Below are 15673 nucleotides of genomic sequence, written 5' to 3'. Positions count from 1 at the left end.
CGGGTATCAGGGAACGGGTGGTTGCGCGCGCTTCCGCGGTGGACCCGAAGCGCGGCCGCAGGCGCCCAGGAGGTCGATGATCGTGCGGAGAGCCGTGGACAGGAACAGGGTCGATCGGAGACCCGATCGGGCGCTCGACCGGAAGCTCCTCCTGGGGTACTTCTCGCTGCTCATCCTCGCCCTGCTGGTCGCGGCATTCTGGGCGACCGTGATCATGAGTCGATCGAACGCCCTCGTCGCTACTGGTGTCGCGTCAGTAGCTGTCCTGCTGGGTTTGGTGGGTGGGCGGAGTCGTCGCCGAGGCGCTCGCGGAGTCACGATGCTCGTCCTCCTCGCCGGCCTCATCACGTTCTCCGCACTGGCTGGCCGTGGGCACTCGTACCAGTTCGCGTGGCTCTTCCCGGCATTGACGGGTCTGTTGCTCGCGAGGCCCGAGTGGCCGTGGTGGCGAAGTGACCGCGGAAGAAGCCGATGCAGCGGAGGCGTCCTCGGCGCGGCGCCTGCTGCTGATCCCAGGAGGAGCCGCGAGGTCCGCCGAACAGAGCGTCCTGAGCACGGAACGGAGTACCGCCTTGCCAGCACCTGAACCGCAGTCGCGACCCCCGAAGAATCGGAACAGGCTCGTGTTCGGTCTCCTCGGTGCCGCCGCCTTGTTCACGATCCTCGTGTTCACCTGGAACCAGGGACTCAAGGCGTACGACAGGTCTCATGTCATCCGCGTGGACTGCCTCGTCACTGCCGCGGAGCCGGAGGTCGGCGGATCCACTTCAGGCCGAGGGTCCGGAACCCTGTTCGACCAGATCACCGTCGACTCACCCGACTGCGGATCGCTAACGATCCGTCGAGGGGTCACCGGCGGGAACAAGCAGCAGCTTGCAGAGCGTCTCGGGACGCAGGAAAGGTGGTCGTTCCGGGTCGGAGCGGGGTCCTTCGAGCTGAGGTCCGTCCTCCATCTCCTCGGAGAGCCGGTCCTTGCGCAGGGCTTCTCGGAGATCAGGGAGCACGAGTGAGAACCCGCCGTTCGGGTGGTGCGGTGAAGTAGAGAGCGCGCGTCTACCGTCCCCTGACCAGCGGTTCGATCACGGGCAACATCCTGCTCGTCGTGATCGCCGTCGGTGCGGCCTTCGTGCTCGGGCTCTCGCAGGTGAGTCTGTCGGTCGTCCTGCTCAACCTCGCCATTGCTGTGGCAGGAGCGGGCGTGCTCGCGTTCATCGGTTCGGGTCGGGCGATCGCGGGCATGGTCCTCCTCTTCTTCCTTGGCCCGGTCCTCACGCGGTTCGTGCTCGATGGCGCGCAGATCTCCGTCCGGGTCTGGTTCCCGGGCATCGTCGCCGGCTGGGTGCTGGGCGCCCTGGTGCGTCGGGTCCAGGACCGTGGGCTGCCCGCAAGCGGCGTCGCGGAGCGGCCGGTCCTCCACTGGTGGGTTCGTGGGCGGCACTACGAGGAACGCGACCCGACTCTCGAGCAGGTCGAGGCCAAGGTCCGAGCGCTCGACGGCCGGGACCGAACGCTCGTCATCATGCATGACGGAGCGCGGGAGCTGGATATCTGTGGCGACGCTGCGACCGGCATCATCGTGTTCCGAACCGAGGACTCAGGTGACGAATCCCGCTGGGGAGTTCCGCTCGGCGCAGAAGTCGACGACGACGATCGGGCCGAGACCGCGATGGGGGACGTCTCCGCACCGGTGGCCCGTGGCCTGCTCGTCGACGCACGTGAAGCGTCGTCCATCGCTCGGGAGTTCCACGGCGGGAGGAGTGTCGCCGGGCCGGCAGGAACCTTGCGTGGGCAAGCCGTGATGTCCGTCCGCCCCTCGCTTCCGTGAAGCGCGCAGCGTCGTTCGCGCGTCGCAAACGGTGCCCGCGCGGACCGCACCGTGCCTCCAGGCCGGTACTCGCTGGACAGCCTCCGATGGTCAGCGCGGAAGACCGCTGACCCACTTCCGGAACGTGCGGGCATCAGCGTCGCGAAGTACTGCTGTCGGTACCTCCTGCGCATCGCGGAGGAGGACGAGGCTTTCCGGCGGCAGACCAGCCACCTGTCGACCCCTGAGCGACGTCGGGTCGACGAGCGCGGGGCTCGCGAGGAACGCGAGCGGCTGCGAGTCGGACTCGGCCACCGCCTGCCGGCCGTCGACGAGCGCCCGGACGTCCGAGGTGTGCAGCACGACCGCGTCCCCACCGATGAACAGTCGGATGACCGGACGCGGACGATCCCCTTGGCTGAGCGGGACGTTCGTCCAGTCGGCGCTGGCCGAGACGCCGCGCCACGGCGGGACCGGGAGGGTGTCCGGCCCGAACGCCGCGGGGGCGGGAGCGCTGTCGCGCACGACCCGCTCCTGCAGGTACGCGTCGAGTTCCGCGTACCCCCGCGCCAGTCCCATCACGTGGAACAGCCGTCGTCCGTCTGCCGAGCGCCCCTGGACCCCGCCGTACTGGTTCGCGAGCGGCGCCAGGGTGGCGATCTCGCGCAGGTCGACCCGGCGCTCCTCGTGCAGTCCCTGCCGGACCAACAGGTGGTCCTCCATCGCCAGGATCCGGGTCCGCCGCATCGAGCTCGCGAGCACGATGCCGCCGGTGCCGGCGAGGACGAAGACCACCGCCACGACGACCATCGAGAGCGGGGCGCCCTCGGCGGCGAGTCCGATCACCACGACGCCCAACAGCCCGCCGACGACGAGCAGCACGATCGCCAGGACGCGGATCACCAGCCACTGCCAACGGCGCAAGCGCACGGTGACGAGCGCGCCGCCCTCGGTCGGCAGCTTCTCGCCGCGGGCTCGCCGACGCCGGTCGCTCCGACGCGTCGCGCTCGTCACGCCCCACGTGATGCCGATCGCCGCGACGAACGCGATGCCGACGGACACGACTGAGATCCACATGTTCGTTCCCCCTGTGATCGGATGACCAGTCAACCGCTCGTGAGGGTGGACTGGTCATCCGATCGTGCAACTCCGAGCGCTTGGAGCACTCGGCGTTCCCCCCATCAACGAAGTGCAGAGTATCAATTCCACGGGATCCGTCAAACCGGACATCGCGGTGCTGTGGCCCGAACGGGGGTGCTGTGACCTGTGGATGGACGAACCCTCACGGTATTTCAGCGACTAGCATCGGACGCGCTGTCGATTCTTGAGGGGGACGATCGTGGAACTGACGCGCGCCGGGGGAACCGGAGCACGACCGGGTGGTCGGCTGGCCGGGGTGGTCGCGGTGTCGGCCGTCGTCGCGCTGACGTTGGCCGGGTGCACCGCCGACCAACGGCAGGTCGACGATCCGTCCCGGCTGCTGCAGACCGTCGACACGACGCTCACCCCGAACGGCTCGGTCCGCGCCATCTCGGACACGACGATCGCGGTCGGAGCGGACGGGTCCTCGTCGACGACCACCGACCACGACGTCGCAAAGGCGGCGGGCGACCTGCCCCTCCGCATCACGACGCAGTACACGACGACCAAACGCTCCGGGACCGACCTGTCGGACCTCGACGGCTACTCCGGCCGGGTCGAGGTCGACCTCACGATCGAGAACCTCACGGTCCGGTCCCAGAACCTGACCTACGACGTCGCGGGGTCCTCCCGTACGACCCCCGCTCTGGTCGGCGCCCCGTTCTCCGTCGCCGCGTCGACCGTCCTGCCGGGTGTCGCGCCGGACCGCATCGTGACCCAGGGGGTCGACGGCGGTGCCGCGACCGACGGCGTGGTCAGCACGAACGCCGACGGCGACGCCGTGGTGCAGTGGGGGCGGCTCCTCGCACCGCCGACCTCGGGCGCGAGCAGCACGCTCCACCTCGTCGCCGACGTCAAGGACTTCTCGGCCCCCGCGTTCGACGTCGCCGCCCAGCCCGGGCTGACCACCGACCTGTCGACGGAGGGCGTGCTGAACGGGGCGTTCGGCTCGCAGACGGACTCGGAACTCGCGCTGCAGCGCCGGACCATCGACCTCATCGCGCAGGTGAACGAGGTCCTGGCCCGAGCCGGCGGGACCATCACCGAGGTGCGGACGAACCTCGAGTCCACCTCCCAGACGCTCGGTGTGCGCACCGCGGAACGCCTGCAGGAGAGCAGCGCGTCCCTCGCGAGCACGATGCAGTCGCTCGCGGGCGAGCTCGGCTCGCTCAACGGGGACCTCGGCGCGACGGTGCAGACGACGCAGTCGACCGTGCTGCAGCAACTCCAGCAGACGACGAGCAGCCTCGACGCGCTGCTCGGCGACACCTCCGGCAGGGCGCCCGCACCGGTGCTCGACGAGGACGGTTGCAAGTCCACCGTGCAAGCCGGGCACGCTTCCACCAGCGTCTACGGCAACCTGTTGCGCGTCTCCTCCCAGCTCGAGGGCTACGCGCAGGCGAGCGAGCTCTGCAAGCAGCAGGTGAGCACGCAGTTGGCCGCGTCCGTCGGACCGGCTGCCCCGGACGCGACGAGCTGCGCCAGCCAGGAGGATCGTGGTTCGTTGACCTGCGCGCTCTTCCTCTCCGCGCAGTCGGTGACGTCGACGGTCGCACTGTTGGCAACGCAGGGTGCGGCCCTCGCTGACAGCCTCGAGCCGGAGAAAGCGGCCGAAGCTGTCGAGAAGTTCCGAGCCTTTGAAGCATCGCTCGACGCGTTGGTGGATCAGGCCGGTTCCACCTCCGGATCGCTGCAGACATCGCTCCGCGACCTTCGGACTTCGCTTGCCGGCACCAGGACCTCGCTCGACACGGTCCGAGCTGATGTCCAGAGCGTCCACGACAAGGCATCCGCTGCCAGAGCGCTCATCGGAGCTCCTGGCGACTTCACGCTGAGCGGGACGATGCAGGCGCAGAACGCGGCACTGGTGGCGAAGATCTGCGGTCTCGTGACGGACGAATCTCCGTCGCCGGTGCTGACTCCGCCGACGTCCGGTCTGACGCCGGAGCAGGCGAACGACCTCGTACGCTACTTGTCGACCCAGTCCTGCCCGAACGCAGACGGCTCGACCACACCCCTCACGTCGCCGATCCCGTTCCCGCAGCCCATGTCCGTTCGCCTCGCGGGACAGGCCGATGCTTGGCAGGCGATCATCGACGAGACCGGGAGCGACGCGGCGGCCGGAGGGCTGAGTGCCTCCGTCCCCGCACTCGGTCAGTCGCTGGACAGCATCCAGACGGCGATCGATGCGGTCGCGGATGCTGGGTCGGGCTCGGGTGGGGCCGAGCAGCAACTCGAACGGCTGCGTACGAGCATCAGCGAGGCACGGGCGCGGGCCAACACGGTCGGCGGGGACCTCGAGGATCTCAAGACAGCACAGGACGACGTCGAGCAGAAGCTGCGCGATGCGGCCGCAGAGTCCGAGGGCAGGCTCAAGGATCAGATCGAGTCCCTGGTCGACGAGCAGGTCCGGAACGTCAGCGACACCGCCGGGCAGAGCCAGCAGGCCGTCGAGCAGGCGTTCGACCAGTCGATCGCCGGACTCCGCACGACCTCGGGCGAGGTCACGAGCGACTCGAAGGGCACCATCGACGAGCAGAAGGGCGCGCTCGAACAGCAGAGCAGCAGCCTGGCGTCCGCGGTGGACAGCCAGACGGCCGCGAGCCTCCAGCGCATCGACGCGAGCACGAGTGCGTCGGTCCGGGACGTCCAGGGCGCCAGCACGCTGCTGACGGGTGACCTCAACCGCGTGATGCTCGACCTCGGCGACCGCAAGGTCAACGGCTCCGGCATCCTCGGCGCCATGGCGACGAGCGCCGCCAAGTCCGACTCCGCCGACTACCAGCTCGCCCTGGCGTCGCAGAACGCGGCCGGCTACGCGAACGTCCGCGCCGAGGACGTCGCCGGCATCCTGCTCCAGCAGCAGCAGTTCCGGTCGTCGCTCGACGCGGCCGCCAAGCTCCCGGCGTTCCGGCTCGACGTGCCGTCGGGCGCGACCGCCACGACGCTCTACGCCTTCCGGATCGGAGCCGACCGATGAGCCGCACGACCGAGCAACCGGCACCGGGACAGCAGCCAGCACCGGAACTGCAGTCTGCCGAACCGTCCGGCGCCGAACCGTCCGGCGCCGAGCAGTCCGGCGCCGAACAGCCGACGAACGACCGCACGACGCGACGCCGTCGGCGGACGATCCTCCTCGTGGTGCTCGCGGTCCTCGTCGTCGCCGCCGTGGTGATCGCCGTCGTCGCCGTGCGCTCCGCCGCTGAGACCCCGGCCGAGGCCGTCGCTGCCACCGCGCCCGTACCGGTCCGGGTCGCCCACGTCCCCGACGGCACGAAGATCGGCGTCGTCGTGACCCTCGGCGACGGCGAGGGCTCCGAGTGGGCCGATGCCGCGCAGGGTGCCCTCGTCGCCCAGCGACGGCTGCAGCTCGGTGGCACGACGGTCCAGCTCGTGGCGCAGGACGACGCCGGTTCGACCGACGGCGCACGTGCCGCGGTCGAGGCGCTCGCGAAGCAGGGCGTCGCGGGCATCGTCGTCGCCTCTTCCGGTCGCCACGTGGACGGCGCGTTCGCGGCTGCGTCGTCGGCCGGGATCCCGGTCGTCGCCCCGTACGCGGCCGGCTCGGACGACGCCTGGTCGACGGCGCCCTCGACGGACTCCACGGCGTCCGCGATGCGCTCGGCACTCGGCTCCGCGAAGTCCCCGCTGCTGGTCGACCTCGGGGGCGGAGCACCCTCCGGCCTGCAGGTCGCGCACGTCGTCGATGCGGTCCGCGACGCCGACACCGCCGCGCTCGCGACCACGATCGCCGAGCGCACGGGTGTCGCCGCGCAGACCGCCGACACCACGACCGGTTCCGGCGCCGATGCCCCGGTCGCCGCGGACTCCGACGCCGTCGTGCTCAGCGGCCCTGCGGCACGACAGGGTGCCCTCGTCGCGGCGCTCCAGTCCGCGGACGTCACCGCCCCGATCATCCTCACCGCGGACGCCACGAGCCCGACCTTCGCGGCCGCGCTGACCCAGGCCGGCGGCAGCCTGAGCGGCGGCTTCCGGACGGTCGGGGTCGAGACGGACGACGCCCGTGCCCTCCACCCGGACGCCACCGGTCGGTCGATGTCCGCCTTCCTCGGCGGTCTCCGGGTCCTCGCGGACGACGCCGACGCGAAGAACCTCACCGGCGACCGGCCGTTCTCGTCCGTGGCTCCCGTCGCGGACGCCCGGAGCCACGACGCCGTCATCGCCCTGGTCCGCGCGGTCGGGACGGCCCGGAGCGACGAGCCGTCCGCGGTCGCCGACGCGCTCGCGACCCTCGACCTCTCCGGCAGTGACGGGCTCGCCGGACCCGATCTGGTGTTCCGCACGCACGAGGCGATGCGCAGCCCGGCCTCGGTGCTCGCGTCGTCCGCGCAGGACCTCGGCCTCCGACCGGCGGCCTCGGACGACTCCGCGGACGCCAGCGGATCGCCGTCCCTCGTCTGGTTCGCCGACGACACGGAGCGCTGACCGCCACCGCGAAGCGCTGACCACCACCGCGAAGCGCTGACCGACCGCACGGACCGCTGACGAACCACACGAAGCGCTGACCGACGACACGAACGGAGAGGCACGGCATGCGGGTGCTCATCGAGCTCGACGACCGACGCGAGACCGTCGAGGTCGACGGATGGACGGGGGTGGCCACCCTCGGCGCGCTCGTCGCCGCGACCACCGGCACCGTCCTCGACCCTGCCACCCCGCTCGCCGTCGACGGCCACCACACCAGCTCGGACACCCCGCTCCGCGACCTCGTCCTGCTCGAGGGCTCCCGGATCGCCCGCACGGCGCAGGAACGCCCGCGCACGGTCGACGGCTGGAGCGTCACCCTCGCCGGAGGGCTCGACGCCGGCCTGGTCCTCGCCGTGCCGCGGAACCGGAAGCTCGTGGTGGGGCGAGCGCCGCAGGCCGACGTGGTCCTGCCGACCGAGAGCGCATCGTGGGAGCACTGCACTGTCGAGCGCGAGGGCGACGGGGTCCGGGTGCGCGACGCCGGCTCGACGAACGGGACGATCATCGGCGGCGAACGGATCGACGACGAGGGCGTCCTGCTCACCCGCACGACGAGCGTCATCGTCGGCGGCGCCGTGCTGCTGGTCCGCCCGGAACTGCCGGAGACCACCGTGCCGCCGGCCGGATCGCTGCCGAACCTCACCCCGGCCGCGACGGCACCGTTCAACCGTCCGCCGCGGCCCGGTCGGGTCGGGGACGCCGAGACGGTCGTCCCGCCGACGCGGAAGGACGTCGCTCCCGCGTCGAAGTTCAGCTGGATCACGGTGGCGGCACCGCTCGTCCTCGCGGGCGCGATGGTCCTGCTCCTCGGTGACGCGCGCTTCGCCCTGTTCGCCCTGCTCAGCCCCGTGACGGCGATCGGCATGTGGTTCGAGCAGAAGCACCGCCGCGCCAAGAACCTCAAGGAAGAGGAGACGCGCTTCGCCGCGGCGGTCGAGACGTTCCGCGGCGAGATCACGGCCGCGGCGGCGGTCGAGGCCGCGCGACGGCAGGAGCTCGTCCCCGATCCTGCCACCGTCGTCCGCCGTGCCGCGCTGCCGACGACCGCGCTGTGGCAGCGCCGCTCGGACGACGACGACTTCCTCAGCCTGCACGCCGGCACGGGTGACGCGCCGTGGCGACCCGAGGTCGACCAGCGCGCCGCGACCACGAAGCTCGAGGACGAGGCCAAGGCCGCGATCGCGGACAGCCGGCTCACCGCGGCGCCCGTGGTGACCGACCTGTCGGACGCCGGGGTCGTCGGGATCGTCGGCGACCGTGACGGCGCCCTCGCCCTCGCGCGCAGCCTGCTCGCCCAGGCGACCGTGCACTGCGGGCCCGCGGACCTGACCGTCGGCGTCTTCTGCGACCGCGGCCGCGAGACGGACTGGTCCTGGGCCTCCTGGCTGCCGCACACCCGTGTGGCCGGCAGCAGCACCGGGGCGCGCTGGATGTCGGCGCAGCGCGACCAGAGCGCCGCGGTCCTCCGCGGCCTGCGCGAGTCGCTCGACGAGCTGCCCACACCGAACCTGCTCGTCGTCGTCGACTCCGAGGTCCTGACCGAGGGCCGTGACGCCCCGGCGCGCAACCTGCTCGGCCAGGGACGGACGGTCCCAGGGGTGTCGCTGCGTCCGGGGGAGCGTCGGCAGCGCGTCAGCGGCATCGTCATCGCGTCGAACGAGCAGCAGCTCCCCGCCGCGTGCACCACGATCGTCACGGTCGCGGCGGACGCAGCCGCGACCGTGTACCGGCCGGAGGACCGCACCCGCGTCGAGGACGTCGTGCTCGCGGGGCTGTCGACGGAGACCGCCGAACGGACCGCCCGAGCCGTGGCGCACTTCGACGACCCCGAGCTCACCGTGCCCGGCGCCTCGCTGCCCGCGCTCGTCCGCCTGCCCGAGCTCCTCGCCGTGACCCAGCGCCGCGGGGCCGGCGACACCGCGCTCGACCCGTCGAGCCCCGAGGCGATCCGCGCGGCGTGGGACGCGCGGACGGGCGTCTCGACCCCGATCGGCTCGTCCGAGGGTGGCGTGCTCGAGATCGACCTCGTCCGCGACGGCCCGCACGGCCTGGTCGGCGGGACGACGGGCTCGGGGAAGAGCGAGTTCCTCCGGTCGTTCGTCGCCGGGCTCGCCGCTCGGAACGACCCGACCCGCCTGAACTTCCTGCTCGTCGACTTCAAGGGCGGCGCCGCCTTCGCCGCGTGCGAACGGCTCCCGCACACGATCGGCACCATCAGCAACCTCGACGAGCAGCTCGCCGACCGTGCCATCCGTGCGCTCGAGGCCGAGCTCGAACGACGCCAGCGTGTCTTCGCGACCGCGGGGGCCGACATCGACAACCTCGACGCCTACCTCGCCACCGGTCCGACCGAGCCGATGCCGCGGCTGCTCTTCGTGGTCGACGAGTTCGCCATGCTCGCGAAGGAGTTCCCGGACGTCCTCACGTCCCTCGTCGCGATCGCCGCGGTCGGCCGCACGCTCGGTGTGCACATGGTGCTCGCGACGCAGCGTCCCGCCGGTGTCGTGAGCGAGGACATCCTGGCGAACACGAACCTCCGCGTCGCCCTGCGCGTCCAGAGCCGCGAGGACTCGACGAACGTGATCGGCGTCCCGGCCGCGTCGGCGATCGGCCGCCAGCAGACCGGTCGCGCCTTCGTGAAGCTCGGGCAGGACGACATCACGCCGGTGCAGACGGCCCTGGTGACCGGCCGCGCCCGCGACCAGCGCGAGGACCAGCCGGTGACCGCGCGCCCGACCGACGTGTTCGGCGTCCCTGCGCCGATGCCCACGCCGGCGCCGAGTGCGTCGGACGAGACCGACCTCGACGTCCTCATCGACGCGATCCGGCGGGCGAACGACGCCGCCGGGTACGCGCCGCCCCGCCCGATCTGGCCGGAGGCACTGGGCGACCGCGTCGACCTCGACACGCTGCCCGTCAGCAGCGCGACCACCCGAACCGAGCGGCAGGTCGTCGTCGCCCTCGCCGACGACCCCGACCACCAGCGCCAGGTCCCCGCCGGCTGGGACCTCGACGAGGGCAACCTCATGCTCATGGGCATCCCGGGCAGCGGCACGAGCACGGCCCTCGCGAGCCTCGCCCTGCGCCTCGCCGCCACCCACGACCCCGCTGACCTCGACCTCCTCGTCCTCGACATGGGCGCCGGCGACCTCGCGCCCCTCGCGCGGCTGCCGCACACCACCGCGTACGTCGGCTCCGGTCCGGGCGCCGGGGAGCTGCAGGCGCGCTTCCTCCGCCACCTCCGCGCGGACCTCGAGCGCCGACGGGCCGCCCCGGGCGGTCGGCGAGCGGTCGTGCTCATCGACGGCCTCGCCGCCCTCCGCGACGAGTACCAGGACTTCGAGGGGCAGCTGCTCCTCGACGCACTGCACCGCGTCTACGCCGAGGGCCCCGCGCTCGGCATCTCGTTCGCCGTGTCGACGACCCGCGCCAAGGCGGTGCCGTCAGCGATGGACGAGGTCACCACCCAGAAGTGGCTGTTCCGCCTCGCGGACCCGTACGACTACTCCTCGATCGGCGTCCGCCCGAAGGACGTCCCGCCGCCCGTGCCCGGTCGCTTCATCGACTCGACGATGCGCCTGCAGAGCCACGTCGCGACGCCGACCGTGCCGCTCGACCGGGCCGTCGCCGACGTCGTCGCCGCGTGGCCGGAAGCGCCGACCAAGACCAGCGCCGTCGGACGACTGCCGGACGCCGTCCGTGTGGGCGACCTCGCCGAACCCGCCCGGTTCGACGCCGAGCCCTGGCGCCTCCCCGTCGGCATCGCCGAGGACGACCTCGGCACCGCCGTCCTCGAGGTCTACGACGGCGAGCACGTCCTCGTCGCCGGCCCCGCGCGGTCCGGCAAGTCGACGGTGCTCCTCGCCCTCGCCGACCTCGCCCGCTCTGCCGAGGGCGTCCGTCCCGCCGTGTGGGGGATCTGCGACCGACGGTCGCCCCTCGCCGAAGCGCCGCTCGACCGCGTCGCGGTCGGTGCGGACGAGGTCCCCGCACTCCTCGCCGGACTCCGCCTCGAACGCGGGCCGGTCCTGCTGCTCGTCGACGACGCCGAACGGTTCGAGGACGCGGACCAGGGCATCGCGACGCTGCTGACGTCGGAACGACCGGGCCTCTGCGTCGTCGCGGCCGGCCGCTCCGTGGACCTCCGCTCGCTCTACAGCCACTGGACACGACAGGTCCGCAAGAGCCGCTGCGGGGTCCTGCTGCAGCCCGACGTCGACTACGACGGCGAGCTCCTCGGCATCACCCTGCCCCGGCGCGCACCCGTCGCGCTCAGCGCCGGTCGCGGCTACGCCGCGTCGGGCGGGTCGGTCCGCCTCGTGCAGACCGCGTCCTCCGGCGCCTGACCGACCCGGCCCACCGCCGGACGGGAGGCACGGTGCGAGCCCGCCGCGCGCCTCCAGTACCGGGGAGCCACCGCCGGACGGGAGGCGCGGCGCCAGCCCGCCACGCACCTCCCGTCCCAGGGGCCAGGCGCGCCGGGCGATCGAACGCGACGGATCAGTCCCGCGTGGTGATCCCGAACGGCGCGCTCTCGAGGTTCGTGAAGTTCCCCACCGTGGCCCGCACCGTGCACGACGGCGCGACCGACAGCGCCGTCACGACCAGTCCGTCCGACGACACCGCGAGCGCCCCCGAGCACCCGTCGGCGAACCGCACGCCGGACTCGCCGCCGGCGACGTCGGTCAGCATCTGCGACGGGCTCCCGGTCGCCGGACTGCGGTAGAGCGGGTTGAGGTCGTCGGCGCCGCTCGGCCACACCGGCACCAGCGTCACCGGGAGCGTGGTCTGGCTGACCGTGCGGTCGGGCGTGCGGACCTCGACGCCCTGCAGCCGCTGCACCGGGTACGCGGTCCCCGTGACCCCGCGGTCGGTCACCGCGGCCGTGGTCGCACTGCCGGCGGCGTCGAGCCACTCCTGCAGCGCCGCCTGGTCGCGGACGCCGGCGAGCCGGACGCTCGCCTGCACGGTGAGGTCCTGGCCGGCGGGGACCTCGACGTCGTCGAGCGCCCACGAGCACGCGGTGCCGACGCCGGTCAGCGACGGCTGGTTGCGCGCCGCGGAGACGCCCTCGCCGGTCCACGTCACCGCGGGGCACGATGCCTTCGCGGTGGCGCCGGGCACCACCTCGAGCAGGGGCCCGCGGAGCGCCACGGACTGCGCGGCGTAGGTGATCGACAGGGTGACCGTGCCGCGCTCCGGGTCGATCGTCGCCTTGCGGGTCGTGGTCAGCCCGGTCGGCAGCGGCCGGTCCTGCTGGTACGCGCTGCCCGCCTGCGCGGTGGCGGCGGGCGTCGAGGAGCCCCGACCGGCCAGCGCCCCGGGGAGCCACACGACCCCGCCCACGACGAGCGCGGCGACGAGGACCACACCGAGGGCACCGAGCGCCGCCATCCGGTTCGTCAGCCAGTCCGGGCGCTGCCAGCGGCTCCGCGGCGGTGCCTCTGGTTCGCGGACGACGGGCAACGGCTGCCGGGCGAGCGGGCGGATGACGGTCTGGGAGCCGGCCGGGCCGAGCTCCGGCGCGGGGGAGGCGTCCTCGACCGCCGGGGCCTCTTCCGCCGCCGTGTCCGGTCGGACGCCGCGGACGACGGTCGCGGGCCGCTCGACCTCGGCGAAGGACTCCGGGTCAGCGGCCGGGGCGAGGGCCGGGGCCTCCGCCAGCGATCGCGCGAGCCGGCGGAGGGTCGCGGCGGCGTCGGCCGCGGCCGGGCGGGCGCCGGGGTCCTTCGCGAGCAGCGTCGTGAGCGCGGTCCAGAGTGCGTCCGGGACGTCGATGCGGGGCGGGTCCGACGTGACGTGTCGGTAGGCAACGGCGAAGTCGGTGCCGGGGCCGGCGAAGGGCGTGCGGCCGGCGAGGAGCTCGTAGAGCATCACCCCGGCGCCGTACACGTCGGCCGCCGGACCCGCGCGGCCCTGGCTGATCGACTCCGGTGCCATGTACTGCGGCGTGCCGAGGAGCCCGGTGGTCGTGCGTTCGCGGTCCGCCACGACCGAGGCGATGCCGAAGTCCGACACCCGGACGTCGCCCGTCGCACCCGCGGTCCACGCCGTCGCGAGGAGCACGTTGTCGGGCTTCACGTCCCGGTGCGTGACGTCCTGCCCGTGTGCCGCAGCGAGGGCGTCGAGCGTCTCGGCCGTGATGGTCAGCGCGTCGCGGGGCGGCAGCGTGCCGGACGCCCGGAGCAGGTCCCGCGCGGAGCCGCCGTCGACCAGGTCCATGACGATCGCGAGCCGGTCGCCCTCGACCACGAGGTCCCGGACGCGCACGATCGAGGGGTGCTGCAGCCCGAGCAGCACGGTGCGCTCCCGCACGAAGCGCTCGACGATCGCCGGGTCCGCGGCGAGCTCGGCGCGCAGCAGCTTCGCGGCGACGTGCTCGCCCGAGGCGGTGTGCTCGGCACGCCAGACCTCGCCGGTGGCACCCGTGCCGAGCAGGTCGACGAGTCGGTACGAGGCGCCGAGTGGCTCTCCGCGGCCGTACTGTGCCTGGCCCTGCTCCGCCACGATCCCCCCGAGTGCCCCGGTCGACCCCTCGCCGACCGCGCCATGTTACCGGCCGGGACCCGCCGCGTACTGGACGTCGACCGCGTGCTGTGCGAAACCCGATCGGCGGTAGAGCGCGAGTGCCGGCTCGTTGTCGCCCTCGACGTAGAGCGCCGCCGCGGACAGTCCTCGGCCGGTCAGGCGCGAGGCACCGGCGCGCATGAGCACACCCCCGATCCCGCGACCATGCTGGTCGGGACGGACGGCCACGGCGTAGAACTCGCCGAGGTCGCCCTCGACCTTGAGCCAGCACGACCCGACGAGCTCGCCGGCGTCGTCGCGCAGGAGCAGCAGGTCGTCGCCGGAGAACCACGGCTCGGCCTCGCGGGCACGGAGGTCGTCGAGCGTCATCCGCCCCTGCTCCGGGTGGTGCGCGAACGCGGCGGCGTTCAGGGCGAGCCAGGCGGCCTCGTCCTCGGGGTCCCCGGCGCGGAACGCCTCGAGGGTCCAGCCCGTCGGGACCCGGGGGTCGACGGGGTCGTCGGCGATCGGCGCCCGCAGCTGCAGGAGCGTCCGGACGGCGGTCCACCCGTGCCGTCGGGCGAGGGCCCGGGCAGCGGGGTGGTCCCCGTGCGCCCACGCGAGTCGGGGAGCACCAGCCCCGGACGCATCACCGCGGTCACCGGCACCGGACGCATCACCGCGGTCACCGGCACCGGACGCGTCACCGGCGTCACCGGACGCGAGCACTTGCGCGACCAGGGCCGACCCGATCCCGCGACCACGGGCCTCCCGTGCGACCACGAGCTCCAGCTCGCCGTCACGGACCACGGCGACCCCGCGCTCGTCCCCCACGACGTGTGCGCGCCCCGCGCGCACGTCGACGAGCGTCTGGTCGGAGAAGGGCGGGGCCTCACCGGCGGCGGCGGACGCCGCGGCCAGGAGCTCGACGACCGCGAGCACTACTGCCCCGCCAGCCGGTCCGCCTCGTCGTCGTAGACGTTGAAGCGGTAGCCGACGTTCCGGACCGTGCCGATCAGGGACTCGAGGTCCCCGAGCTTCGCGCGGAGTCGCCGGACGTGGACGTCGACGGTGCGGGTGCCGCCGAAGTAGTCGTAGCCCCAGACCTCGCTGAGCAGCTGCTCGCGGGTGAACACGCGGGAGGGGTGCGTGGCGAAGAACCGGAGGAGCTCGAACTCCTTGAAGGTCAGGTCGAGCGGCCGGCCCCGGACCTTGGCGGAGTAGCTCGCCTCGTCGATGACGACGCCGGAGGCCTGGATCTTCGAGCCCGTCTGGGTCTTGGCGGCGCGCCCCGTGGTGAGTCGGATGCGGGCGTCGACCTCGGCCGGTCCTGCGGTCTCGAGCACGACGTCGTCGACGTTCCACTCGTTGTTCACGGCGGTCAGGCCGCCCTCGGTCACGACGAGGACGATCGGCGTCGTCGACCCGCTCGTGGCGAGGATCTTGCACAGGGCCTTCGCGCTGACCAGGTCGGTGCGGGCGTCCACGAACATCAGGTCGCTCTGCGGGGCGTTGACCAGCTGTGCCGCCTCGGCGGGCACGTGGCGGATCCGGTGGCTCAGGAGACCGAGACTCGGCAGGACGTCGCCGGGCGCGGCTGAGGTGAGTACCAGGAGCTGGGCCACAGGACCTCCAGGGCGTGGGGGAGTCGTGCACACATCCTAGTGATGCTCGCGAAGCCGGCCCCCGTCCGGCCGGACGGCGACCCGGCACCGAGAAACGACGCCGGACGCC

General features: G+C 72.9%; 9 protein-coding genes. 5 read left to right on the top strand and 4 right to left on the bottom strand.

Translation table 11 applies throughout. The features are described 5' to 3' along the window. Positions 1-623 precede the first annotated feature (623 nt). On the top strand, positions 624-1010 hold the full coding sequence (locus LQK89_RS14810) for a hypothetical protein (protein ID WP_231049558.1): 387 nt from the start codon (positions 624-626) through the stop codon (positions 1008-1010). A gap of 92 nt (positions 1011-1102) precedes the next feature. Then, on the top strand, positions 1103-1825 hold the full coding sequence (locus LQK89_RS14805) for a hypothetical protein (RefSeq protein ID WP_231049557.1): 723 nt from the start codon (positions 1103-1105) through the stop codon (positions 1823-1825). 90 nt (positions 1826-1915) lie between these two features. Here LQK89_RS14805 and LQK89_RS14800 read toward each other — a convergent pair whose 3' ends face one another. Continuing rightward, positions 1916-2881: a hypothetical protein gene (locus LQK89_RS14800; RefSeq protein ID WP_231049556.1), complete on the bottom strand. Its 966-nt coding sequence runs from the start codon at positions 2879-2881 to the stop codon at positions 1916-1918. 262 nt (positions 2882-3143) lie between these two features. Here LQK89_RS14800 and LQK89_RS14795 point away from each other — a divergent pair, with 262 nt between their 5' ends. The 3 genes from LQK89_RS14795 to LQK89_RS14785 all read left to right on the top strand — a co-directional run bounded on the left by LQK89_RS14795 (position 3144) and on the right by LQK89_RS14785 (position 11778). Then, a complete protein-coding gene (locus LQK89_RS14795; protein ID WP_231049555.1) occupies positions 3144-5924 on the top strand; it encodes a hypothetical protein in 2781 nt (926 codons plus the stop codon). Beyond that, the gene (locus tag LQK89_RS14790; protein WP_231049554.1) at positions 5921-7390 is read left to right on the top strand and encodes an ABC transporter substrate-binding protein; all 1470 of its coding nucleotides are present in this window, start codon (positions 5921-5923) and stop codon (positions 7388-7390) included. Before LQK89_RS14795 ends, LQK89_RS14790 begins: the two co-directional genes overlap by 4 nt. Before the next feature lie 107 nt (positions 7391-7497). After that, positions 7498-11778 carry an FtsK/SpoIIIE domain-containing protein gene (locus LQK89_RS14785; protein WP_231049553.1) on the top strand — a complete coding sequence of 1427 codons (4281 nt, stop codon included), beginning with the start codon at positions 7498-7500 and terminating at the stop codon, positions 11776-11778. A gap of 154 nt (positions 11779-11932) precedes the next feature. Here LQK89_RS14785 and LQK89_RS14780 read toward each other — a convergent pair whose 3' ends face one another. From LQK89_RS14780 to LQK89_RS14770, 3 genes are read right to left on the bottom strand one after another with little or no spacing between them, the layout of a single operon-like run. Then, positions 11933-13939, bottom strand: coding sequence for a serine/threonine-protein kinase (locus tag LQK89_RS14780; RefSeq protein WP_231049552.1), 2007 nt, complete (start codon positions 13937-13939; stop codon positions 11933-11935). A 45-nt stretch (positions 13940-13984) separates the two neighbouring features. Continuing rightward, positions 13985-14881 carry a mycothiol synthase gene (gene mshD, locus LQK89_RS14775; RefSeq protein WP_231049551.1) on the bottom strand — a complete coding sequence of 299 codons (897 nt, stop codon included), beginning with the start codon at positions 14879-14881 and terminating at the stop codon, positions 13985-13987. Next, on the bottom strand, positions 14881-15564 hold the full coding sequence (locus tag LQK89_RS14770; protein ID WP_058741557.1) for a winged helix-turn-helix domain-containing protein: 684 nt from the start codon (positions 15562-15564) through the stop codon (positions 14881-14883). The genes mshD and LQK89_RS14770 overlap by 1 nt, the downstream gene beginning before the upstream one ends. Positions 15565-15673 lie beyond the last annotated feature (109 nt).

It is taken from the genome of Curtobacterium sp. C1 (genome assembly GCF_021049325.1).
Taxonomy (GTDB): Bacteria; Actinomycetota; Actinomycetes; order Actinomycetales; family Microbacteriaceae; genus Curtobacterium; species Curtobacterium citreum.
Note: the sequence above shows the minus strand (reverse complement) of the source record. Positions and strands in the feature narration are given on the sequence as shown.